At 55.6% G+C, this 21,759-nt stretch carries 21 protein-coding genes; 12 read left to right on the top strand and 9 right to left on the bottom strand.

The features are described 5' to 3' along the window. The first annotated feature begins 71 nt into the window (after positions 1–71). The 6 genes from folE to mglC all read left to right on the top strand — a co-directional run bounded on the left by folE (position 72) and on the right by mglC (position 7,013). Positions 72–740, top strand: coding sequence for a GTP cyclohydrolase I FolE (gene folE / locus IM313_RS22020; RefSeq protein WP_047363083.1), 669 nt, complete (start codon positions 72–74; stop codon positions 738–740). A gap of 18 nt (positions 741–758) precedes the next feature. Continuing rightward, positions 759–1,916, top strand: coding sequence for a DUF418 domain-containing protein YeiB (gene yeiB, locus IM313_RS22015; protein ID WP_047367961.1), 1,158 nt, complete (start codon positions 759–761; stop codon positions 1,914–1,916). Positions 1,917–2,071: 155 nt separating this feature from the next. Further along, positions 2,072–3,094 carry an HTH-type transcriptional regulator GalS gene (galS, locus tag IM313_RS22010; protein ID WP_048960194.1) on the top strand — a complete coding sequence of 341 codons (1,023 nt, stop codon included), beginning with the start codon at positions 2,072–2,074 and terminating at the stop codon, positions 3,092–3,094. Between the two features lie 294 nt (positions 3,095–3,388). Then, the gene (gene mglB, locus IM313_RS22005) at positions 3,389–4,387 is read left to right on the top strand and encodes a galactose/glucose ABC transporter substrate-binding protein MglB (protein ID WP_008500923.1); all 999 of its coding nucleotides are present in this window, start codon (positions 3,389–3,391) and stop codon (positions 4,385–4,387) included. Positions 4,388–4,466: 79 nt separating this feature from the next. Then, positions 4,467–5,987, top strand: a complete 1,521-nt coding sequence (mglA, locus tag IM313_RS22000; protein ID WP_028013859.1) for a galactose/methyl galactoside ABC transporter ATP-binding protein MglA — start codon at positions 4,467–4,469, stop codon at positions 5,985–5,987. A gap of 15 nt (positions 5,988–6,002) precedes the next feature. Then, a complete protein-coding gene (gene mglC, locus IM313_RS21995; protein ID WP_013097952.1) occupies positions 6,003–7,013 on the top strand; it encodes a galactose/methyl galactoside ABC transporter permease MglC in 1,011 nt (336 codons plus the stop codon). Between the two features lie 49 nt (positions 7,014–7,062). Here the strand turns inward: mglC and IM313_RS21990 are convergent, their stop codons facing one another. The 6 genes from IM313_RS21990 to IM313_RS21965 form a co-directional block, all read right to left on the bottom strand. Then, complete coding sequence (locus IM313_RS21990; RefSeq protein WP_192971381.1) at positions 7,063–8,451, bottom strand: glutamine synthetase family protein; 1,389 nt, start codon at positions 8,449–8,451, stop codon at positions 7,063–7,065. Positions 8,452–8,572: 121 nt separating this feature from the next. Further along, positions 8,573–9,292 carry an outer membrane permeability protein SanA gene (gene sanA, locus IM313_RS21985; RefSeq protein WP_028013857.1) on the bottom strand — a complete coding sequence of 240 codons (720 nt, stop codon included), beginning with the start codon at positions 9,290–9,292 and terminating at the stop codon, positions 8,573–8,575. 126 nt (positions 9,293–9,418) lie between these two features. Further along, the gene (gene cdd, locus IM313_RS21980) at positions 9,419–10,303 is read right to left on the bottom strand and encodes a cytidine deaminase (RefSeq protein WP_028013856.1); all 885 of its coding nucleotides are present in this window, start codon (positions 10,301–10,303) and stop codon (positions 9,419–9,421) included. Positions 10,304–10,432: 129 nt separating this feature from the next. Next, entirely contained in the window at positions 10,433–11,128 is a 696-nt protein-coding gene (locus IM313_RS21975; protein WP_041909023.1) for a CidB/LrgB family autolysis modulator, read from the bottom strand. Next, positions 11,125–11,520, bottom strand: coding sequence for a CidA/LrgA family protein (locus IM313_RS21970; RefSeq protein WP_047363090.1), 396 nt, complete (start codon positions 11,518–11,520; stop codon positions 11,125–11,127). The genes IM313_RS21975 and IM313_RS21970 overlap by 4 nt, the downstream gene beginning before the upstream one ends. Before the next feature lie 190 nt (positions 11,521–11,710). Next, positions 11,711–12,415 carry a type 1 glutamine amidotransferase gene (locus IM313_RS21965; RefSeq protein ID WP_028013853.1) on the bottom strand — a complete coding sequence of 235 codons (705 nt, stop codon included), beginning with the start codon at positions 12,413–12,415 and terminating at the stop codon, positions 11,711–11,713. Between the two features lie 59 nt (positions 12,416–12,474). On the opposite strand from IM313_RS21965, the gene IM313_RS21960 reads away from it, so the two are divergent. The 4 genes from IM313_RS21960 (at position 12,475) to IM313_RS21945 (ending at position 16,632) form a co-directional block, all read left to right on the top strand. Beyond that, positions 12,475–13,272, top strand: coding sequence for a helix-turn-helix domain-containing protein (locus tag IM313_RS21960; RefSeq protein ID WP_049137320.1), 798 nt, complete (start codon positions 12,475–12,477; stop codon positions 13,270–13,272). A 41-nt stretch (positions 13,273–13,313) separates the two neighbouring features. Continuing rightward, complete coding sequence (gene dusC / locus IM313_RS21955) at positions 13,314–14,246, top strand: tRNA dihydrouridine(16) synthase DusC (protein ID WP_028013851.1); 933 nt, start codon at positions 13,314–13,316, stop codon at positions 14,244–14,246. A 152-nt stretch (positions 14,247–14,398) separates the two neighbouring features. Then, a complete protein-coding gene (mdtQ, locus tag IM313_RS21950) occupies positions 14,399–15,817 on the top strand; it encodes a multidrug resistance outer membrane protein MdtQ (protein ID WP_192971285.1) in 1,419 nt (472 codons plus the stop codon). 50 nt (positions 15,818–15,867) lie between these two features. Beyond that, entirely contained in the window at positions 15,868–16,632 is a 765-nt protein-coding gene (locus IM313_RS21945; RefSeq protein WP_192971286.1) for an SDR family oxidoreductase, read from the top strand. 44 nt (positions 16,633–16,676) lie between these two features. Here the strand turns inward: IM313_RS21945 and IM313_RS21940 are convergent, their stop codons facing one another. Then, entirely contained in the window at positions 16,677–17,249 is a 573-nt protein-coding gene (locus IM313_RS21940) for a DedA family protein (protein ID WP_028013848.1), read from the bottom strand. A 157-nt stretch (positions 17,250–17,406) separates the two neighbouring features. Between IM313_RS21940 and IM313_RS21935 the strand changes: the two genes are divergently transcribed. Together IM313_RS21935 and pbpG are read left to right on the top strand one after the other, a co-directional pair. Beyond that, entirely contained in the window at positions 17,407–17,994 is a 588-nt protein-coding gene (locus IM313_RS21935) for a Yip1 family protein (protein WP_028013847.1), read from the top strand. A gap of 167 nt (positions 17,995–18,161) precedes the next feature. Beyond that, positions 18,162–19,085 (top strand): D-alanyl-D-alanine endopeptidase, encoded by a 924-nt coding sequence (pbpG, locus tag IM313_RS21930; protein ID WP_028013846.1) that lies wholly within the window; start codon positions 18,162–18,164, stop codon positions 19,083–19,085. A gap of 96 nt (positions 19,086–19,181) precedes the next feature. Here the strand turns inward: pbpG and IM313_RS21925 are convergent, their stop codons facing one another. Then, the gene (locus tag IM313_RS21925) at positions 19,182–19,736 is read right to left on the bottom strand and encodes a GNAT family N-acetyltransferase (protein WP_028013845.1); all 555 of its coding nucleotides are present in this window, start codon (positions 19,734–19,736) and stop codon (positions 19,182–19,184) included. Between the two features lie 112 nt (positions 19,737–19,848). Next, on the bottom strand, positions 19,849–21,597 hold the full coding sequence (dld, locus tag IM313_RS21920) for a D-lactate dehydrogenase (protein ID WP_192971287.1): 1,749 nt from the start codon (positions 21,595–21,597) through the stop codon (positions 19,849–19,851). Positions 21,598–21,759 lie beyond the last annotated feature (162 nt).

The raw sequence follows: 21,759 nt of genomic DNA, 5'->3' as shown, positions 1-21,759 counted from the left end.
GCCTCACGCACAATGAGCGCATACTTTTGCCACAACGAGGGCGAAAGACGCCACACCTGCAGGAGAACAAAATGTCATCACTCAGTAAAGAAGCTGCCCTGGTCCACGAAGCCCTGCTCGCGCGCGGTCTTGAAACGCCACTGCGTCCGCCCGTTCAGGATATGGACAATGAAACCCGTAAAAGATTGATTTCCGGGCATATGACCGAGATCATGCAACTGCTGAATCTCGATCTGAGCGATGACAGCCTGATGGAGACGCCCAAGCGTATCGCTAAAATGTACGTTGACGAAATTTTCTCCGGACTGGATTACGCCAACTTCCCGAAAATTACCGTCATCGAAAACAAGATGAAGGTGGATGAGATGGTGACGGTCCGTGATATTACGCTGACCAGCACCTGCGAGCACCATTTCGTGACCATCGACGGTAAAGCGACCGTGGCGTATATCCCGAAAGACACGGTGATTGGCCTGTCGAAGATCAACCGTATTGTGCAGTTCTTCGCGCAGCGCCCTCAGGTGCAGGAGCGTCTGACGCAGCAGATCCTGATCGCGCTACAAACGCTGCTGGGTACCAATAACGTGGCGGTCTCTATTGATGCGGTGCACTACTGCGTGAAAGCGCGCGGCGTGCGTGATGCGACCAGTGCGACCACCACCACCTCGCTGGGCGGCCTGTTTAAATCGAGCCAGAACACCCGCCAGGAGTTCCTGCGCGCAGTGCGTCACCACAACTAATCAGACAGGGCAGGGACCATGGAGCGAAACGTCACGCTCGATTTTGTTCGCGGCGTCGCCATTCTGGGTATCCTGCTGCTGAATATCAGCGCCTTCGGTCTGCCGAAGGCCGCTTACCTCAATCCCGCCTGGTACGGCGACATCACCCGAAGCGATGCCTGGACGTGGGCGATCCTCGACCTGTTTGCTCAGGTTAAATTCCTCACGCTGTTTGCGCTGCTGTTTGGCGCGGGCCTGCAGCTTCTGCTCAAACGCGGCACGCGCTGGATCCAGTCGCGCTTAACGCTACTGGCAATTCTCGGCTTTATCCATGGCCTGTTCTTCTGGGATGGTGATATTCTTCTCGCTTATGGGTTAGTCGGGCTAATCTGCTGGCGGCTGATTCGCGACGCGCACAGCGTGAAAAGCCTGTTTAACACCGGCGTGATGCTCTATCTCATGGGACTCGGCGTACTGCTTTTGCTGGGGCTGATCTCCGGTGACGCGACAAACCGTTCCTGGATCCCGGACGCCGCTAACCTCCAGTACGAGCAGTACTGGAAGCTGAAGGGCGGTACGGAAGCGATAAGCAACCGTGCGGATATGCTGGGCGACAATCTGCTTGCCTTGGGGGCGCAATACGGCTGGCAGCTGGCGGGCATGATGCTGATGGGCGCGTCACTGATGCGCACCGGCTGGCTGAAAGGGGAATTCAGCCTGCGTCACTACCGCCGCACCGGCGCGGGGCTGGTCCTGCTGGGCGTGCTGATTAACCTTCCGGCGGTGATGGCGCAGTGGCACCTTCACTGGGATTACCGCTGGTGCGCATTCCTGCTGCAGGCGCCGCGTGAATTGAGCTCGCCGTTCCAGACCATCGGCTATGCGGCGCTGATCTATGGTTTCTGGCCGCAGCTTTCTCGCCTGTGGATCGTCAGCGCCGTAGCCTGCGTTGGGCGGATGGCGTTAAGCAATTACCTCCTGCAGACGCTGATCTGCACCACGCTTTTCTATCGCTTTGGCCTGTTTATGAAATTCGACCGCCTCGGACTACTGGCGTTTGTTATTCCGGTCTGGATAGTAAACCTGGCGTTTTCTGTCATCTGGCTGCGTTATTTCCGCCAGGGACCGCTGGAGTGGGTGTGGCGTCAGTTAACCGCACATGCTTCGGGGGTATCATTGAGTAATACATCCAGATAACGATCTGGATCACAATCATTAACAAAACGGATGTAAGCGTTTTCATGAGTGTGAGCTTCTTCACGTAGTCCCCTTTCTCTCGCTGCCAAAATAGCCACCTTGCTAAACACAGGGGGTGTCTGTGAGTTGCTGCAATTCTTTGAAGGATGGTGAATATGATCACCATTCGTGACGTCGCCCGTCTGGCGGGCGTTTCTGTGGCTACCGTCTCCCGCGTGCTGAACAACAGCGCGCTGGTCAGCCCTGAAACCCGTGAAACCGTAATGAAAGCCGTGACTCAGCTCGGGTACCGGCCAAATGCCAACGCACAGGCGCTGGCAACACAGGTCAGCGATACCATCGGCGTGGTGGTAATGGATGTCTCGGACGCCTTTTTCGGTGCGCTGGTGAAAGCGGTCGATGTGGTCGCCCAGCAGCATCAGAAATACGTGCTGATTGGCAACAGCTATCACGAGGCGGAAAAGGAGCGTTATGCCATTGAAGTGCTGATCCGCCAGCGCTGCAACGCCCTGATTGTTCACTCAAAAGCCTTAAGCGATGAAGAGCTGGTCGGGTTTATGGAGCAGATCCCGGGCATGGTGTTAATCAACCGCATCGTCCCGGGCTATGCCCACCGCTGTGTCGGGCTGGATAACGTCAGCGGCGCCATGATGGCCACCAAAATGCTCATCAATAACGGCCATCAGCGGATCGGCTATCTGGCATCCAGCCATCACATTGAAGATGACGAGCTGCGGCGTGAGGGGTGGCAAAACGCCCTGAAAGAGCACGGTATTACGCCATCAGAAAGCTGGATTGGCACCGGCACGCCGGATATGCAGGGCGGTGAGGCGGCAATGGTGGAACTGCTGGGCCGCAATCTGCAGCTTTCTGCCGTGTTTGCCTATAACGACAGCATGGCGGCAGGTGCGCTGACTGCGCTGAAGGATAACGGCATTGCGGTGCCACAGCATTTGTCATTGATTGGTTTCGATGATATTCCGATTGCCCGTTACACCGACCCGCAGCTGACTACGGTGCGCTATCCCATTGCTTCTATGGCAAAACTGGCGACCGAGCTGGCGCTGCAGGGAGCGGCAGGGCTGCTGGATCCGGGGGCAACTCACTGCTTCATGCCGACGCTGGTGCGTCGTCATTCCGTCGCCGCCCGGCAAATTGTGGTTCCGATCACTAACTGATTACACCAGGTGATGTAACCGTTTTCAATCTGTGAGTAAATTCACAGTATCTTAACAAGGCGCTGACTATGATGTCAGCGTTTTAGGGGCTGAAACGCTATGTAACGGTGATTATTCGCTTTCACCATAGCCAATGTGCCGCAAACAACGAATAAAACGCATTTCTGGAGCGTTACCGACCACGGAAGATAGAAATTTTATAAGTGAACGTCGGCTGTCAGTAACGTTTTATTAACACCTGCCTGCCGATCGTTATTCACAAGAACTACCCTGCATAAAAAAACCGGAGATACCATGAATAAGAAGGTGTTGACCCTGTCTGCTGTAATGGCAAGCATGCTTTTTGGTGCAGCAGCGCACGCTGCGGATACCCGTATTGGTGTGACCATCTATAAATACGACGACAACTTCATGTCTGTTGTGCGTAAAGCAATTGAGAAAGATGCGAAAGCAGCGCCAGACGTACAGCTGCTGATGAATGACTCCCAGAACGACCAGTCCAAACAGAACGATCAGATCGACGTTCTGCTGGCTAAAGGCGTTAAGGCCCTGGCGATCAACCTGGTTGACCCGGCTGCAGCAGGCACGGTTATTGAGAAAGCGCGCGGCCAGAACGTGCCAATCGTCTTCTTCAACAAAGAACCTTCCCGTAAAGCGCTGGACAGCTATGACAAAGCGTATTACGTCGGTACTGACTCTAAAGAGTCCGGCATTATTCAGGGCGATCTGATCGCGAAGCACTGGGCGGCGAACCCGAACTGGGACCTGAACAAAGACGGTCAGATCCAGTTCGTGCTGCTGAAAGGCGAACCTGGCCACCCGGATGCTGAAGCGCGTACCACCTATGTTATCAAAGAGCTGAACGACAAAGGCCTGAAAACCCAGCAGTTGGCGTTAGATACCGCGATGTGGGACACCGCTCAGGCGAAAGATAAGATGGACGCGTGGCTGTCTGGCCCGAACGCGAACAAAATCGAAGTGGTCATTGCCAACAACGATGCGATGGCAATGGGTGCGGTTGAAGCGCTGAAAGCCCACAATAAATCGTCCATCCCGGTATTTGGCGTGGATGCCCTGCCGGAAGCGCTGGCGCTGGTTAAATCTGGCGCGATGGCCGGTACCGTTCTGAACGATGCCAACAACCAGGCGAAAGCGACCTTCGATCTGGCGAAAAACCTTGCCGACGGTAAAGGCGCGGCGGATGGCACCAACTGGAAAATTGACAACAAAATCGTTCGCGTACCTTACGTGGGCGTAGACCAGTCCAACCTGGCTGAGTTTATCGGTAAATAAGATCTTTGTTTTGTCTTCACTGGGCGCAATTCGTTGCGCCCTTTTATAACGCGATATGCGAGGCCAACAAGGTATAATTATGGTCAGCACAACTACTCAGTCGTCCGGTGAATACTTGTTGGAAATGACAGGCGTCAACAAGTCCTTCCCCGGTGTTAAGGCACTCGATAATGTTAATTTAAAAGTCCGTCCTCACTCTATTCATGCATTAATGGGGGAGAACGGTGCGGGTAAATCAACGTTATTAAAATGTCTTTTTGGGATCTATCAAAAAGATTCTGGCAGCATTCTTTTTCAGGGGAAAGAGATCGATTTCCATTCAGCGAAAGAAGCGCTGGAAAACGGTATCTCGATGGTTCACCAGGAATTAAACCTGGTACTGCAACGCTCGGTAATGGATAACATGTGGTTGGGACGTTACCCAACCAAAGGTGTGTTTGTCGATCAGGATAAAATGTATCGCGACACCAAAGCGATTTTCGATGAGCTGGATATTGATATCGATCCGCGCGCCCGCGTGGGGACATTATCCGTTTCCCAGATGCAGATGATCGAAATTGCCAAAGCGTTCTCCTATGATGCGAAAATCGTCATCATGGATGAACCTACCTCGTCATTAACGGAAAAAGAGGTTAATCACCTTTTTACCATTATTCGTAAGCTGAAAGAACGCGGCTGCGGCATTGTGTACATCTCGCACAAAATGGAAGAGATCTTCCAGCTGTGCGATGAAATTACCATCCTGCGCGACGGCCAGTGGATTGCCACGCAGCCGCTTGAAGGGCTGGACATGGACAAGATCATCGCCATGATGGTCGGCCGTTCCCTGAACCAGCGCTTCCCGGACAAAGAGAACAAGCCAGGTGAAGTAATCCTCGAAGTGCGCAATCTGACCTCGCTGCGCCAGCCGTCCATCCGCGATGTTTCTTTCGACCTTCACAAAGGCGAAATTCTTGGCATTGCTGGCCTGGTAGGGGCAAAGCGTACCGACATCGTGGAAACCCTGTTTGGCATCCGCGAGAAGGCCGACGGCACCATCACGCTGCACGGGAAGAAAATTAACAACCATAATGCCAACGAAGCCATTAATAACGGTTTTGCGCTGGTGACGGAAGAACGTCGTTCGACCGGTATTTATGCTTATCTGGATATTAACTTTAACTCGTTAATCTCTAATATTCGCAATTACAAAAACAAAGTCGGGCTGCTGGATAACTCCCGCATGAAGAGCGATACCCAGTGGGTAATTGACTCCATGCGCGTGAAAACGCCAGGCCACCGTACCCAAATCGGTTCGCTTTCCGGTGGTAACCAGCAAAAAGTTATTATTGGCCGTTGGTTATTAACCCAGCCAGAAATTCTGATGCTGGATGAACCGACCCGCGGTATTGACGTCGGCGCGAAGTTTGAAATTTATCAGCTGATTGCCGAGCTGGCGAAAAAGAATAAAGGGATCATTATTATTTCTTCCGAAATGCCGGAACTGTTAGGGATCACGGACCGTATTCTGGTTATGAGCAATGGTCTCGTTGCCGGTATTGTTGACACCAAAACGACAACGCAAAACGAAATTTTGCGTCTTGCGTCTTTGCACCTTTAAGATCAGGGGCTCCTCATGAGTGCGTTAAATAAAAAAAGTTTTCTCACTTACCTGAAAGAAGGCGGTATTTACGTTGTTCTTTTAGTCCTGCTGGCCATTATTATTTTCCAGGACCCTACGTTCTTAAGCCTGCTGAACCTGAGTAATATTCTGACCCAGTCCTCCGTGCGTATCATCATTGCGCTGGGCGTGGCGGGCCTTATCGTCACCCAGGGAACGGACCTTTCTGCCGGTCGTCAGGTCGGCCTGGCGGCGGTTATTGCGGCAACCCTGCTGCAGTCGATGGAAAACGCCAACAAGGTGTTCCCGGAGATGGCGACCATGCCGATTTTCGTGGTGATCCTGATTGTCTGCGCCATCGGGGCGGTGATTGGCCTGATCAACGGTATTATCATCGCTTACCTGAACGTGACGCCATTTATCACCACGCTGGGTACGATGATCATCGTTTACGGTATCAACTCCCTGTACTACGACTTTGTGGGCGCGTCGCCGATTTCGGGCTTTGACAGCGGCTTCTCCACCTTCACGCAGGGGTTTATCGCGCTGGGTAGCTTCCGCCTGTCGTACATTACCTTCTATGCGCTGATTGCGGTGGCGTTCGTCTGGATCCTGTGGAACAAAACGCGCTTCGGTAAAAACATCTTCGCTATCGGCGGTAACCCGGAAGCGGCGAAAGTGTCCGGGGTAAACGTTGCCCTGAACCTGCTGATGATTTACGCGCTGTCCGGTGTGTTCTACGCCTTCGGTGGGATGCTTGAAGCAGGCCGTATCGGCTCCGCAACGAACAACCTTGGCTTCATGTACGAGCTGGATGCGATTGCGGCCTGCGTGGTCGGCGGCGTCTCCTTCAGCGGCGGGGTGGGTACCGTGCTCGGCGTGGTCACCGGTGTGATCATCTTTACCGTCATCAACTACGGTTTGACCTACATCGGCGTGAACCCGTACTGGCAGTACATCATCAAGGGCGCCATCATTATCTTCGCGGTGGCGCTGGATTCACTGAAGTACGCCCGTAAGAAGTAATCGTCACTCGCCATACCCGGCCCGCTCACCGAGCGGGCTTTTTTATGGCCTATGCCAGATGGGACTCTTCTTGAGTCACAATGCGCTCAAACCACTCGAGTTCAGAAAGCTTGCAGGCGACCCACTGTTCGGAAAAGGCGTCGCCCAGGCTGTCGGTGAGATACTGACAGCGGGCGAAGGCCTCAATTGCCTCCTGCTGGAACAGCGGGAGTTCCGGATGGTCCTGCTGCGGTTCCGGGAGTTCCCCCTCGTCGATATGTTCCAGCCCGTACAGCATGCCAGTCAGGATTGTGGCCGCCACCAGATACGGATTCGCATCGGCTCCGGCCAGTCGGTACTCGATACGACGGTTGCTCACTTCCGAGCAGGGAATGCGCAGGGCAGCGGAGCGGGTGTTATAGCCCCACGAGTTAAAGACGGGTTCCGTCAGGTTTTTTCGCAGGCGACGAAACGCGTTGACCCCCGGCGCAAGAATGGCGACGGAGGCGGGCATCAGCGCCAGCTGGCCCGCGATGCACAAGCGCATCATGCTGCTCAGCGCGTTCACCGGCGAGGCAAAAACGTTCTCGCCACGGCTGTTGTTCAGGCTGAAATGGATGTGCAAACCGCTGCCGGAGAGCTGGCTGAAGGGCTTAGCCATAAAGTTAGCCTGAAGACCGTGCTTTTCAGCGACATAGCGGGTCAGGCGGCGCAAGGCCAGCACGTTATCACAGATCTCTACGACGCGCTGGCTGTGCTTCAGGTTTAATTCGTACTGTCCGGACTCGGCTTCTGCTACCACCCCTGACAGCGGGATGCGCTGAAGGTGCGCCAGCTGTTCCAGCTCGTCAAAAAGCGCCGCGTGCGCCGACGAGGTGTCCATGTGAAAACAGCCCTGATTTTGCGGATCGCGATCGCCCTGTCCCGTCAGGTAAAACTCGATTTCCGGGGCAATGACCGGGAAAAGGCCGTGCTGGTGGAAGCGGGCCACGACGTTCTGCAGTATCGCGCGTGGCTCAAGAGGGCAGGGGTTACCGTCGCTGTCCTTCATCGTCAGCAGGATCTGCGCGGTATGCTCCGGATCCTGCGGACAGGGACGCAGAGAACCGGCGACCGGGACGCACAGCCGGTCGGGTTCATCATAAACCGGGGCGGCGATTTTTCCCTTCTGATCCATGGAGTAGACGGAAAGCGGAAAATAACAGCCTTTTTCCAGACTCAGCATGCTCTCCACCGTGAGGCGCTTGCCGCGCATCGTGCCGTTGATATCGTTCAGGTAAACGTCAACGTGTTTCGTCTGCGGGTAGCTTTCAAGATAGTCGGCCACTTCCACGGCAATATTGTGCTGCAGGGCGTCAATTTTTTCATCCAGCCAGAGACCAGAATTAAGTGCGCCGGGGAGTGATAAACCGGGGAAGTTAAAATACGGGCGAAGACTTTTGAGGAAAAACGCATTCATTATCGAGTTCATAGTCATTCTTCAATGAAGCCGTAGCGGCAGTGAACTCAGGTTAAAAGAGCTGGCGTAAAGGGGGGATAAAAAGCGTCAGTACCGGCGTAAAGAAAGTATAAAAGCAGGCCTACTTTTTCTCTTTTTTCTGCATATCCAGCAGCTGCTCCGGCGTCACCGCCGGGTAACCCTGCGCGTCTTCCGGCACTTCATGCATCGCCGGAATGGGCACCAGAGGGCCTAAAAAACGCGGTTCGCGTTTGAAGATATAGAGATCGGCCAGGGCACCAAAGCGGGCACCAAACTCGCGGACGCGCACGCTCAGCATATCTTTTGGCGACGGCACCGCGTAGCACTGGGCCTGAATGCCCATGTGCAGGGCGATAAACAGCGCGCGCTCGCAGTGGAAGCGCTGGGTGATGATGATGAAGTCGTTGGTGTCGAAGACCTTACGGGTCCTCACGATGGAGTCCAGGGTGCGGAAGCCCGCGTAGTCGAGCACGATATCGGCCGGATCGACGCCTGCGGCAATCAAATCTTTACGCATCGTCACCGGCTCGTTATAGCTTTGCAGCGCGTTATCACCACTCAGCAGCAGGTAGTTCACCTTGCCGCTGTTGTAGGCGTTCAGCGCGCCCTGAATGCGGTAGCGATAATACTGGTTGATAACGCCGGTGCGGTAATACTTGGCGGTGCCGAGCACCACGCCCACCTGACGATAGGGGAGATCCTGCAGGTCATCAAAGATGTAGGGGGCGGTTTTCCAGCTCATCCAGCGGTCGAGACCCAGCACGATAAACAGCAGTATGCCGACCAGGACAGACAGGCTGTAAAAAACGCGCTTTAACATGAAGATGGCTCGTTCGTGGATGAAATTTAACTCAGGCTACTTTACCCGCCTGGTTAGCGCAAGAAACAGCGACTCAACTGAGGGGTTTTTCAGCAACGTGGCGGACATTTCTGTCCGCCGTAAGGTTTACGCCAGCAGGACGCGGTCGATCGTCGTGCAGCCTAACGCCTTGAGCGTTGCGGCGGTGGCATCCCACTGAATCAGCGGCGCATCGGCCTTTTCGGCCAGAACGGCACGCTGAATGTCCGGATAATCGTAGCCGTTCAGGCTCAGCAGGTTGAGTGCGCCCTGCAGCGGCGGCAGCGTTGGGTTAAACGCGGCGTTTTCCGCATAGCTGCCGGTGAAGATACGGCCATCGCGGCACTGCAGTGCCACGCCGCTCGGGGAGTTGCTGTACGGAGTGTGACTCTTGTTCGCCGCGCGTATGGCCGCCTGGTTCAGGTCATCGCCGGAAAGGGCGAATCCGTGATCCTGCTCGTCCATCAGCAGGGTTTTGATCTCCAGATCTTTCGGGCCGAAGGCGTCAGGCAGGTAGTCCCCCAGCGTGTGCGGCGCGCGGCCCGGCAGGTTAATGCGCAGCTGCAGCCCGCTGTTCAGCTCGTTCATAAACTGGCGGCAGTGGCCGCATGGGGTGTAGTTTACGGTGATGGCGCTCAGGGCTTTCTCACCGCGCAGCCAGGCGTGGCTGATGGCGCTCTGCTCGGCGTGAACGGTCTGCTGCATGGTTGCGCCGAGGAACTCCATGTTCCCGCCGAAGTACCAGGTTCCGCTGACGCCGCGCGCGATGGCGCCGACGTTAAAGTGGGAAAGATCGGCCCGGGCGCAGGCGGCAGCCAGGGGCAGCAGTGCGAAAGCCAGCGCGTCTTCATCCAGCCCGGTTGCCTGTTTAAGCACCGTGACCTGCTCCGCCGTCAGCAGGGCGGGGAAATGTGCGTCTGCCAGAACGGGAGCCAGGGCTGACTGCAAATTCTCTGCAAGCTGAGCGAAGGCAGCTTGAAAACGTGGGTGCATGGCGTTTGCCTCATAAAGGTTAATGGATCGGTAGTTTACGGAGCCGCAAGGCCTTTATATGTGATCCACATCTCATTATGTATGCAACTTATGAAATCAAAATGAAATTTGCGCGACGCATCGCAAATTTTAGCCCATCACCGCCAGAATCAGCGGGAAAATGAACGGGGCGAGCAGGGAGGTGATAATCCCGCAGATCACCAGCGCAAGCGAGCTAAACGCCCCTTCCTGATAGTCCAGCTCCGCGCAGCGGGCGGTACCCAGCGCGTGCGAGGCGGTGCCCATCGACAGACCGCGCGCCGCTTTGGTGTGAATACGCATCCCGTTCAGCAGAGTGTGGCCAAACACCGCGCCGAGAATACCGACGAAAATCACGCACATCGCGCTGATGGCCGGAATACCGCCGAGGCTGCCGCCTACCGCCATCGCGATAGGCGTGGTCACTGATTTAGGCAGGATAGAGGCGGCAATTTGCGGGGAGGCCCCCATCAACAGCGCCACCGACGTGCCGGTAATCATCGCCACCAGGCTTCCCACAAAACAGATAGTAATGATGGACTTCCACCGTGCGCGGATCTGGTGCAGCTGCTCATATAAAGGAAAGGCAAGCGCGACAACGGCGGGCTGCAGGAGGTCGTTTAAAATTTTGCTGCCCGCAAAGTAACGCTCATAAGGAATGCCGGTGAGCAGCAGGAAGGGAATAATCACCACCATCGCCACCAGCAGGGGGTTCAGCAAGGGCATTTTAAATCGTGCGGCAAGCTTGCGCGCGGCGAAGAATACCAGCAGGGTTAACGGCAGTGACCACCAGATATTAGCCATCATTTTTTTGTTTTCTCCCCGACCACGTTACGTTCTCCATGTACCAGATGAGAACTCCAGCTCACCACCAGGAAAACCACCAGCGTACTGACCGCGCAGGAAACGACAATCGGGCCGAACTGCGCCTTGAGCAAATCAAAATACTGCATGACGCCCACGCCGATAGGCACGAACAGCAGCGCCATGTAGCGGATAAGAATGAAGCAGCCTGGGTTGACCCACTTTGCAGGCAGAATTTGCAGCGCCAGTAAAACGAAGAGGATCAGCATACCGATAATGCTGCCGGGAATGGTGATGGGCAGCAGCGACGCGATGAAAATGCCGGCATACAGGCAGGCGTAAATCAGGACGAATGCGCGCAGATATTGCCAGATAATGTTCAATGATTTGCTCATGGTGATAGTCCTTGCTGAAACGCATTCATCATACAATTAAACCTAAAAATGTGCCACGGATCACATCATGAATTTTGAGCATACCAGACATTCCGGAATGGAACGTCCGGTATCACCTTACTGGTGCAGGCTACAGTTTAGAGGAAAGGGATTGCGCTGGCGAAGTCACGCGCCAGAGAAGGTATCAGCGTCAGGCGGTCAGTTTATCGAGAAAAGAAAACAGCACCTGGTTCATTTCGCGATAATCATGCGAGCGGAGTTTTTCCGCCGTTTCGACAAAACGGAATTCACCCGCACGGCGGAGGTCATTCTGCGAATGCTCAATCAGCAACTCTACCACCTCCGGCGTCAGCTCCATATGGCACTGGAAACCGTAAACCCGTTCGCTGTATTGCACGATCTGGCGGGGACAGCCCTCGCTGTAAGCCAGAACCTTAGCCTGCGGCGTCAACCCAGGCATATCGTTATGCCAGTGACCGACGTTCAGCACGCTGCCAAAGTCCTCAAACAGCGGGTTCGCCTTGCCTGCATCTGTGAGCCTGACGGGAAATTTGCCGATCTCTTTTTCCGGGCTGTGGCAAAACGCTGCGCCCAGCGCTTCGCCGATAAGCTGTGAGCCCAGACAAACGCCTATCACCGTTTTACCTGCCTCTATCGCGCGGCTGATGAGTGCCTTTTCCGCCTGCGCATCAAACCAGGGGCATTCCTCGAGCGTGGTAGCGGGGGATTGCGGGCCTCCCATGATGATAAGCAGGTCTGTGCCCCCCAGTTCCTCAGGTAAAGGTTCGCCCTGATACACTCTGGTGTAGCTCAGACTGCAGCCGCGACTTTTCCCCCAGATTTCATAGGCGCCTGGCGCCTCGAAATGTTCATGAATAATAAAATGGATGTGCATTGCGTCTCTCTCTGGTTACGTGTACAAGCAGCATCATAAGAGGAAGGGGGGAATGTGAAATGCCAACCGTTATCGATAAAACGCCAATTCACGACGATGCTATCGGATGGTCAAGAGGGGCAATTCGCTATACGCGCGGCGAAGTCGATCCGCCTCACCAGCATTCGCAGGGACAACTTTTGTTTGCCATTAAGGGGGTTATGCTGGTTGAAACCGGCAGCAAACGCTGGGTCATACCGCCGCAGCGCGCGCTTTGGATCCCTCCCTTTCAGGAGCATACCTACAGCGTGTTATCCGCAACGGAGCTTCGCGCGGTCTGGTTTAGCCCGGCACTGATTTCGCAATGCGAACCTTTTAAGCGGAAAGACGAGGTTCACGTGATTATGGCCACAGCGTTGTTCAAAGAGCTGATTGCCGGGCTGTTCAGCGCGGAATACCGGCCGGCAAGCCAGCGCAGCATGGCCGTTTTGCTGCTCGACATCCTCAGTGAGACGCAGCAGATTTCTGCCGAACTGCCGATGCCCGTGGATGAGCGCTTACATCGCGTGGCCTGTGACATCATTGCCAACAATCTCTGGGATCTCTCTCTGGAAAGGCTGGCGGAACGGGTCGCGATGTCTGAACGCACATTTTCACGTGCGTTTATCAACGATACCGGCTTTAGCTTCCGGGCCTGGCGACAGCGCGCAAGGATTTGTGCCTCGCTGGATCTCCTCGCCAACGGATACCCGGTTAAGCAGGTGGCCTGGATGCTGGGGTTTTCCGGCCCGGCGGCATTTGCGGCGGCGTTTCGCGCAATTGTTGGGGCAACGCCGGGTGACTTTCTGCCTGAACAGAAGCGCTTCCCAGCGATATAGAGAGCGGCTACTATAGCGCGTCTTTTTTCACAGGTACTGTTATGCGTGTTTTACTGGCCCCAATGGAAGGCGTGCTCGACTCCCTCGTGCGCGAACTTCTGACCGAGGTGAACGATTACGATCTCTGCGTGACGGAGTTCCTGCGCGTGGTCGATATGTTGCTGCCAGAAAAGTCATTCTATCGTCTCTGCCCTGAACTGCATCGCCAGAGCCGGACCCCTTCCGGTACGCTGGTGCGTATTCAGCTGCTCGGCCAGTATCCTGAATGGCTGGCGGAAAATGCCGCCCGCGCGGTAGCGCTTGGCTCTTACGGGGTGGATCTTAACTGCGGCTGCCCGTCGAAGCTGGTAAACGGCAGCGGCGGTGGAGCGACGTTGCTGAAAGATCCTGAGCTGATTTACCGCGGCGCGAAAGCCATGCGTGAGGCCGTGCCCTCGCATTTGCCGGTGACGGTTAAGGTGCGCCTGGGGTGGGACAGCGATGCCCGACAGTTTGAAATTGCCGATGCGGTGCAGCAGGCCGGGGCCACCGAGCTGGTGGTGCATGGCCGCACTAAAGAAGACGGCTACAAAGCCGAGCGCATTAACTGGCAGGCGATTGGTGAGATCCGCAAACGACTTACTATTCCGGTGATCGCCAACGGCGAAATCTGGGATTACGAGAGCGCGCAGGCGTGCCTGAAAGCCACCGGCTGCGATGCGGTGATGATTGGCCGCGGCGCGCTGAACGTGCCGAACCTCAGCCGGGTGGTGAAATATAACGAACCGCGGATGCCGTGGGCAGATGTCGTCACGCTGCTGCAAAAATACAGCCGTCTGGAGAAGCAGGGCGACACCGGTTTGTATCACGTCGCGCGAATTAAACAGTGGCTGAGTTATTTACGCAAAGAGTACAGCGAAGCGCTGGGATTATTTCAGGAGATCCGCACGCTGCAAACGTCGGCTGATATTGCGCGAGTTATACAGTCAAAATAAACGGCAATTATATTTAAAAATAAATAATTCACTCGGTGAATATTTTGCCGAGTATGTAAGTGTATGACAATTTGCGGATTGCCACGCGTTACTAAAAAATAGCGCGTCATCAAGCGTAAGTTGCGCCTTTATTTTTTTGAGTGCATGGCGTAATGAAACGTTTTCTTATTTTATCTCTGAGTGCTTCCCTTGTTTTTATGCTGGCTGCCTGCGCACCGGAACATTCCACGGTGTCGCCAATTCAAACGCAAACGACAGCCGCGTCCGTTAATGCCCAACTTCGTCATGCGGATTGGCCGAAAAATGAATGGTGGAAAGAATATAACGACCCGCAGTTAAATTCGCTTATTGCCAAAGCCATAGCGGATGCGCCCGATATGCAAATTGCCCGGCAGCGCATTACGCTTGCCGAAGCGCAGGCCAGAGCCGCTATCGCAGCCGATGGCCCACAAATGGATTTTTCAGCGGATGTTGAACGGCAAAAAATGTCGGCAGAGGGGCTGATGGGGCCGTTTGCCCTTACCGACCCGGCGGCGGGCACCACCGGCCCATGGTATACCAACGGCACCTTTGGCCTGACGGCGGGCTGGGATCTCGATCTATGGGGAAAAAACCGCGCCCGGATTGCAGCGCGTATCGGTAAAGTGAATGCGCAAAAAGCGGAGCTGGAGCAGACCCGCCAGCTGCTTTCAACCAGCGTTGCGCGCCTTTACTGGGCGTGGCAGACCCAGGCCGAAGCAGGGGAAGTTCTTACCCGGATTAAACAGGAGCAGGAAAATATTATCGACGCCGATCGCGAACTGTATCAGCACGGTATTACCTCCTCGGTGGAGGGCGTCGAAACCGATATACACGCCAGTAAGACTAATGAACAGCTGGCCGACGTAAAGGGCAAAATGAAGGCCATTGAAGCGCGTCTGGATGCGCTGACCGGCACCCCGGCGACACACCTTACGCGCCACCCGTTGCCTGCAGCCGAAGCCTCGCTACCGTCAACGCTGGGATATGAACTGCTGGCACGCCGTCCGGATCTGCAGGAGGCGCATTGGTATATCGAAGCCTCCATGAGCGAGGTGGAAGCCGCCAGAGCGGCGTTCTATCCTGACGTGAACCTGATGGCGTTCTTACAGCAGGATGCCCTGCACCTGAGCGATCTGTTCCGCTCTTCAGCCCAGCAGATGGGCGTGACTGCCGGACTGACGCTGCCGATCTTCGACAGCGGCAGGCTGAACGCTAATCTGGATATCGCCCAGGCGCAGAATAACCTCTCGGTCGCGAACTACAACAAAGCGGTGGTGGAGGCGGTCAATCAGGTGGCGCGTACGGCAAGTGAAGTTGAAACCCTGACGGCAAAAAATCGTCACCAGCAGCAGATCGAAAAAGACGCGGCGCGCGTGGTGGCGCTGGCGCAGGCGCGTTTTAGCGCAGGTATTATTGCCGGTTCGCGGGTCAGCGAAGCCAGAATCCCGGCACTGAAAGAGCATCTCGAAGGCGTCATGTTGAAAGGCCAGTATCTCGACGCCACGCTGCAGCTGACGTCAGCGCTGGGCGGCGGCTATCATCATGGCTAAACAGGGCCATTATCTATACTTACCTCTTTGCAGTTTTTCAGGAGGTGAGTATGAACAGAGTAGCGATTGTAACCGCATCGGATTCAGGGATCGGTAAAACCACGGCGCTGATGCTGGCAGAGCGCGGGTTTGATATTGGCGTCACCTGGCATTCGGATGAAAAAGGGGCGCTGGAAACCTGCCGTGAAGTTGAAGCGCGTGGGCAGCGTGCAGAGGCTATCCATCTTGATTTAAGCACGCTCCCGGACGGCGCTGAAGCCATTGAAACGCTCATTGCACGTTTCGGCCGGCTGGACGTGCTGGTTAACAATGCCGGAGCGATGACCAAAGCGCCATTTCTTGAGATGGCGTTTGACGACTGGCGGAACATTTTTACCGTCGACGTGGAAGGCGCGTTTCTCTGCTCGCAGATTGCGGCACGGCAGATGGTGAAGCAGGGGGAAGGCGGGCGGATTGTGAACATCACCTCGGTGCATGAGCACACGCCGCTGCCTGATGCCAGCGCTTACACGGCTGCGAAACATGCGCTCGGCGGCTTAACCAAATCTATGGCGATGGAGCTGGTGAAGCACAAGATTCTGGTGAACGCCGTCGCGCCGGGGGCCATTGCCACGCCGATGAACGATATGGACGACAGCGAAGTGAAGGAAGGGTCAATGCCGGAAATCCCGCTGGCAAGGCCGGGCCACACCAAAGAAATCGCCAGCCTGGTGGCGTGGCTGTGTGACAGCGACGCCAGCTATACCACAGGGCAATCATTTATCGTCGACGGGGGCTTTATGCTGGCGAACCCTCAGTTTAAGCCGGAAGGGTAACAGGTTTCCCCTCTCCCCAAAGGGGTGAGGGGCACCAGGCTGACTCACTCCTCATCCCGCTTCTTCTCTCTGTGCCGCATCCACAGCCTGACCCCAATCACCGCCACAACCACCAGAATCAACCACGCCCAGTGCTTCAGGTGTTGGTCAAGGTTATGCAGCCACGGGCCAATCACCTCGCCACCCACGTAACCAAGCGTCGTGAAGATCAGCGCCCAGGCTATCGCGCCAACAATATTCAGCGGCAGGAAAATTTTTGGCGGCAGGCGGCTGGCACCAATCAGTATCGGCCCGATGATCCTGAAGCCGTACATAAAGCGGGTGCCTATGACGAACAGATAAGGGTGACGCTGGATCAGGCGCTGCGCGCGGTTGATTTTCTTTTTGTGTTTAACGAAACGCTTGAGCAGCGTCGGGCCAAAGCGTAGCCCCAGGAAGTAGAGCAGCTGATCGCCAATCATGCCGCCCAGCGCGACCGCAGCGACGACCAGCGGAAACTTCAGTAAGCCCTGATGCGCGGCGACGCCGCCCAGCAGCGTGATGGTTTCACCTTCCGCCACGCTGCCGATGACCAGCGCGGCATATCCATATTGTTCAATGAGTGCGTTAATATCCATTACGTAACGGTTATCTCCCTCTGCGTACCTCGTTTAATCATATACCTCATGAATCAACCGCGCGGCAATCAACGGAAATTTCCCACTGTACATAAAATAATCTAAAGCCTGCATTATACTTAAGGTATCGCTGACGGGCCGACAACAAGGGGGCGCTATGAACCATGTCTGGGGACTTTTCTCCCATCCCGATCGTGAAATGCATGTCATCAAAAGTGAGAACGAAACGGTCTCGCATCATTACACCCACCATGTGCTGCTGATGGCCGCGGTGCCGGTAATATGCGCGTTTATTGGCACAACACAAATCGGCTGGAACTTCGGTGACGGTACCGTGGTTCAGCTCTCCTGGTTTACCGGGCTTTATCTGGCCATTCTCTTTTATGGCCTGATGCTGGCAGGGGTGGCGGTCATGGGGCGCGTCATTCACTGGATGGCGCGTAACTATCCACAGCGCCCATCGCTGGCACACTGTATGGTCTTCGCCGGATACGTCGCGACCCCGCTGTTCTTAAGCGGTATTGTTGCGCTCTATCCACTGGTCTGGCTGTGCGCGCTGATCGGTACTGTTGCGCTCTTTTACACCGGTTATCTGCTGTATCTGGGCGTTCCAACCTTCCTGAATATCAATAAAGAAGAGGGCCTGAGCTTCTCCGGTTCCACGCTTGCCATCGGGGTGCTGGTACTGGAGGTGTTACTGGCACTGACGGTTATTCTCTGGGGTTATGGATACCGTCTCTTCTAAGCTCACTGCATTGCTGGTGTAAATGCCAGCAATGCAGCATCTGTTCACGATTATCCGCTGGCGACAAAGCACTGTGACCGCTATGATGCCGAAGCCAGCCTGTGTTTATCCGTCGACACAGGCGGTGTACGTCATTACGTGCGTGAATAATTATCAGAAGTCTCACCATGCTGAAATTTCGTGTCTCCTTACTTAGCCTGGCGCTGCTGCTGGGCGCGTCCGCTGCCGTGCCAGCCGTCGCCAAAACGCCCGCGGTGACCACCGCTGCTGCCCAGCCGCAAATTGCGTCCGGCAGCGCGATGATTGTTGATCTCAACACCAATAAGGTGATTTACGCCAGCCACCCGGACCTGGTGCGCCCGATCGCCTCAATAACCAAATTAATGACCGCGATGGTGGTGCTTGATGCTCGCCTGCCGCTGGACGAAAAGCTGAAAGTGGATATCAGCCACACGCCGGAGATGAAAGGGATCTACTCTCGCGTGCGCCTGAACAGTGAAATTAGCCGTAAAAATATGCTGCTGCTGGCGCTGATGTCGTCCGAAAACCGTGCGGCGGCAAGTCTGGCGCACCACTATCCTGGCGGTTACGATGCTTTTATCCGCGCGATGAACGCCAAAGCCAAAGCGCTGGGGATGAGCAATACTCATTTTGTTGAACCGACGGGGCTGTCGATTAACAACGTCTCGACGGCCCGCGATCTGACGAAACTGCTGATTGCCAGCAAGCAGTACCCGCTGCTCGGCCAGCTCAGCACCACGCGTGAGGACATGGCGACATTCTCGAATCCGTCTTACACGCTGCCGTTTCGCAACACGAACCATCTGGTGTACCGCGAGAACTGGAATATTCAGTTAACCAAAACCGGGTTTACTAATGCGGCAGGCCACTGCCTGGTGATGCGCACCGTGTTTAACGGTAAGCCGGTGGCGCTGGTGGTGATGGATGCCTTCGGGAAATATACCCACTTCGCGGATGCGAGCCGCCTGCGGACCTGGATTGAGACCGGGAAAGTGCAGCCCGTTCCGGCTGCGGCATTGACCTATAAAAAGCAGAAAGCGGAGCAGATGGCGACGGCGCAAAACGATTAGGTAAAAGCAAAACGGTAACATGCGTTACCGTTTTTTATGTTTTCTCCCTCTCCCTGTGGGAGAGGGCCGGGGTGAGGGCACCAGACCGCACTGCGTTTATTCCGGCAGCGTCCAGTCACCGTCGTTGAGCGGGCGCTGCATTATCACCGTATCCCGCCAGTCGCCTTTCTTATACCCCACGCTGCGAAGCTGACCGACAATCTCAAAGCCGTGTTTTTTATGCAGCCGTAACGAGCCGGAATTATTATTGCCATCTCCCACAACGGCAATCATCTGCCGCCACGGGCCCTGCTCGCAGCGCGCGATCAGCGCGTTCATTAATGCGGTGCCAAAACCGCGTCCGGTGATGCTGGCATCCACGTAAATCGACTCTTCCAGGGTATAGCGATAGGCCTGACGCGGTCGGTAAGGGGTGGCGTAACAATAGCCCACCACGATGCCGCGATAGAGCGCGATTAGCCACGGTAAACCGTTCTCGGCCACGCTTTTCATGCGCTGACGCATTTCGTCGATGGTGGGGGGGACTTCTTCGAATGACGCGCGTCCGTGAAGCACATGCCAGGCATAGATGGCGGCGATGGCATGCACATCATCAGGAAGGGCGTCGCGCACTTCCAGTTCGGTTTCGGATAAAACATCAACAGCCGACATGATGCGCCTGCTCCTCGTTATAGAATGCCGGAGAAACATTTCTCCGGCGACAGACCGCTACTCTATTACGATTAAGGCGCGCGAAACAATCTCTCAAATTTGGCTGTAGGGTTTAATCAGACGCTTGCGTTATGCGCTGCTCCGCGTCTGCACTCTCTTTCCAGTATTTCTTCCGCGTTGTTTTCCCGATCCCGGGGTTCATGCTGTTTGTAGGGTCATTCTCGCGATAAAACTGCTTAAGGGCGTCAGGGGCCTTATAAAGATGCCCGACGTTGTGTTCCGCAGGATATTGTGCGCCACGCTCGCGCAGCAGGGCGAGCATCTGCTCCTTCAGTTCGTGAGCATCTACCCCTTTTTTGACGATGTAGTCCTGATGGAAGACGTAGCACATAAAGTGGCCGTAATAGAGCTTATGCACCAGCTTGCTGTCGATTTCCGGCGGCAGATGCTCAAACCATTCGGTGTCGTTGCGTCGCAGGGCGATATCCAGCGCCAGAATATCTTCCACCTCTTCGGAATGTACCGCCTGGTAACGGATAGCGGCACCCGCCGCGGCGAAGCGGTGCAGGAAGGCTTTGCTGCCTTCTTCCGGCGTGCAGGCAAAGAAATCACCCTCAGCCGTCCTGAAGAACTCGGTCAGCCAGCTCTGCGCTTCGGCGATCCCGTCCCCGGCCATTTTCAGCAGCAGGTGATGTTCGTACTTATCACGCCAGGTTTTCATTCGCTCCGGCAGATGCGCAGGGAACACGTTGCCCAGCTTCTGCATAAAGCGGTCGGTAAAGTGGGGCTTGAACAGCGGCACTTTCTCCAGCATCGCGTCGGTGCGTCCCTTCATGGTGAAGAAGAACGGCATTTTGTCGGTGCCAAGCTTATCGATCATCAGGAAGGTGTCTTTCCCGTAGCGCTCCGCGATGTCGTAAATATCCCGATGCATGTACTCGCCCGCCACCGGCAGGTGGGTGAATTCGCCCAGAATATGGCGACGAATTTTGGTCAGGACCTCAGGCTGATTGGTGCCGATGTAAAATACCTGCTGCTTTTTCTCTGCCGGGAAGGTGTCGAGACGCACCGCAAAAACCGCCAGCTTGCCCGCGCAGCCGGACGATTCAAACAGGCGATCCGGATCGGCGTTGTAGCGCGCCGGGGTATCGGCCTCGATATCGCGTACGCGGGTGATGTAATCATGGTCGTGCGCGTGGCGACCATCGTGCTGCACGTCTTCGTCCCTCACGCGGTCGTCGTCGAGCTTGCTGAGGATCTGTTCCGGCGTTACGCCCAGATCGATGCCCAGGTGGTTCACCAGCGTCAGCTTGCCGTTTTCATCAATGCGGGCAAAAAGTGACATTTCGGTGTAGGCCGGGCCGCGCTGGACCAGCGAACCGCCGGAGTTATTGCAAATCCCACCGACCACCGAGGCGCCAATGCAGGAGGAGCCGATCACCGAGTGCGGCTCGCGGCCCAGCGGCTTAAGTGCTTTTTCCAGCGAGTAGAGCGTGGTGCCCGGGAACGCGAGCACCTGCTCGCCTTTGTCCAGCAGGTGCAGCTTGTCGAGGCGCAGGGTGCTGATAATCACGATATCGCGATCGTAATCGTTGCCGTTCGGCGTGGAACCTTCGGTCAAGCCGGTGTTGGCCGCCTGCATTAAAATAATCTTGTCCGCCGCAACGCAGGCGCTCAGCACGCGCCACAGCTCCAGCAGCGTGCCGGGGAAGACCACCGCCAGCGCGTCGCCCTGGCCGGAGCGGAAACCCTTACGGTAGCGGGCGGTTTTGGCCGGGTCGGTAAGCAGGTGAGAGGAGCCAACCAGGCGCGACAGTTCGTTAAAAAATGTTTTGTTATCGTCAGTTCGAACAGAAGTCATCTTCCACTCCTTGTGGTGGGGCAAATTTCTCGCTGTAAAGCATAGCGCGATTAACTGTTCAGCGGTCGAGTATTCACGAGAAAAATCAGAGAATAACCCTGCAACGTTCAGAGGGTTTATGGCACACTGCGCTTTTCGCACGGTCTGGCCGGGTGCTTCCCA

The organism is Enterobacter cloacae complex sp. P2B, assembly GCF_014895985.1.
In the GTDB taxonomy this organism is placed as follows: domain Bacteria; phylum Pseudomonadota; class Gammaproteobacteria; order Enterobacterales; family Enterobacteriaceae; genus Enterobacter; species Enterobacter bugandensis.
This window is presented reverse-complemented; position numbering and strand designations above follow the sequence as displayed.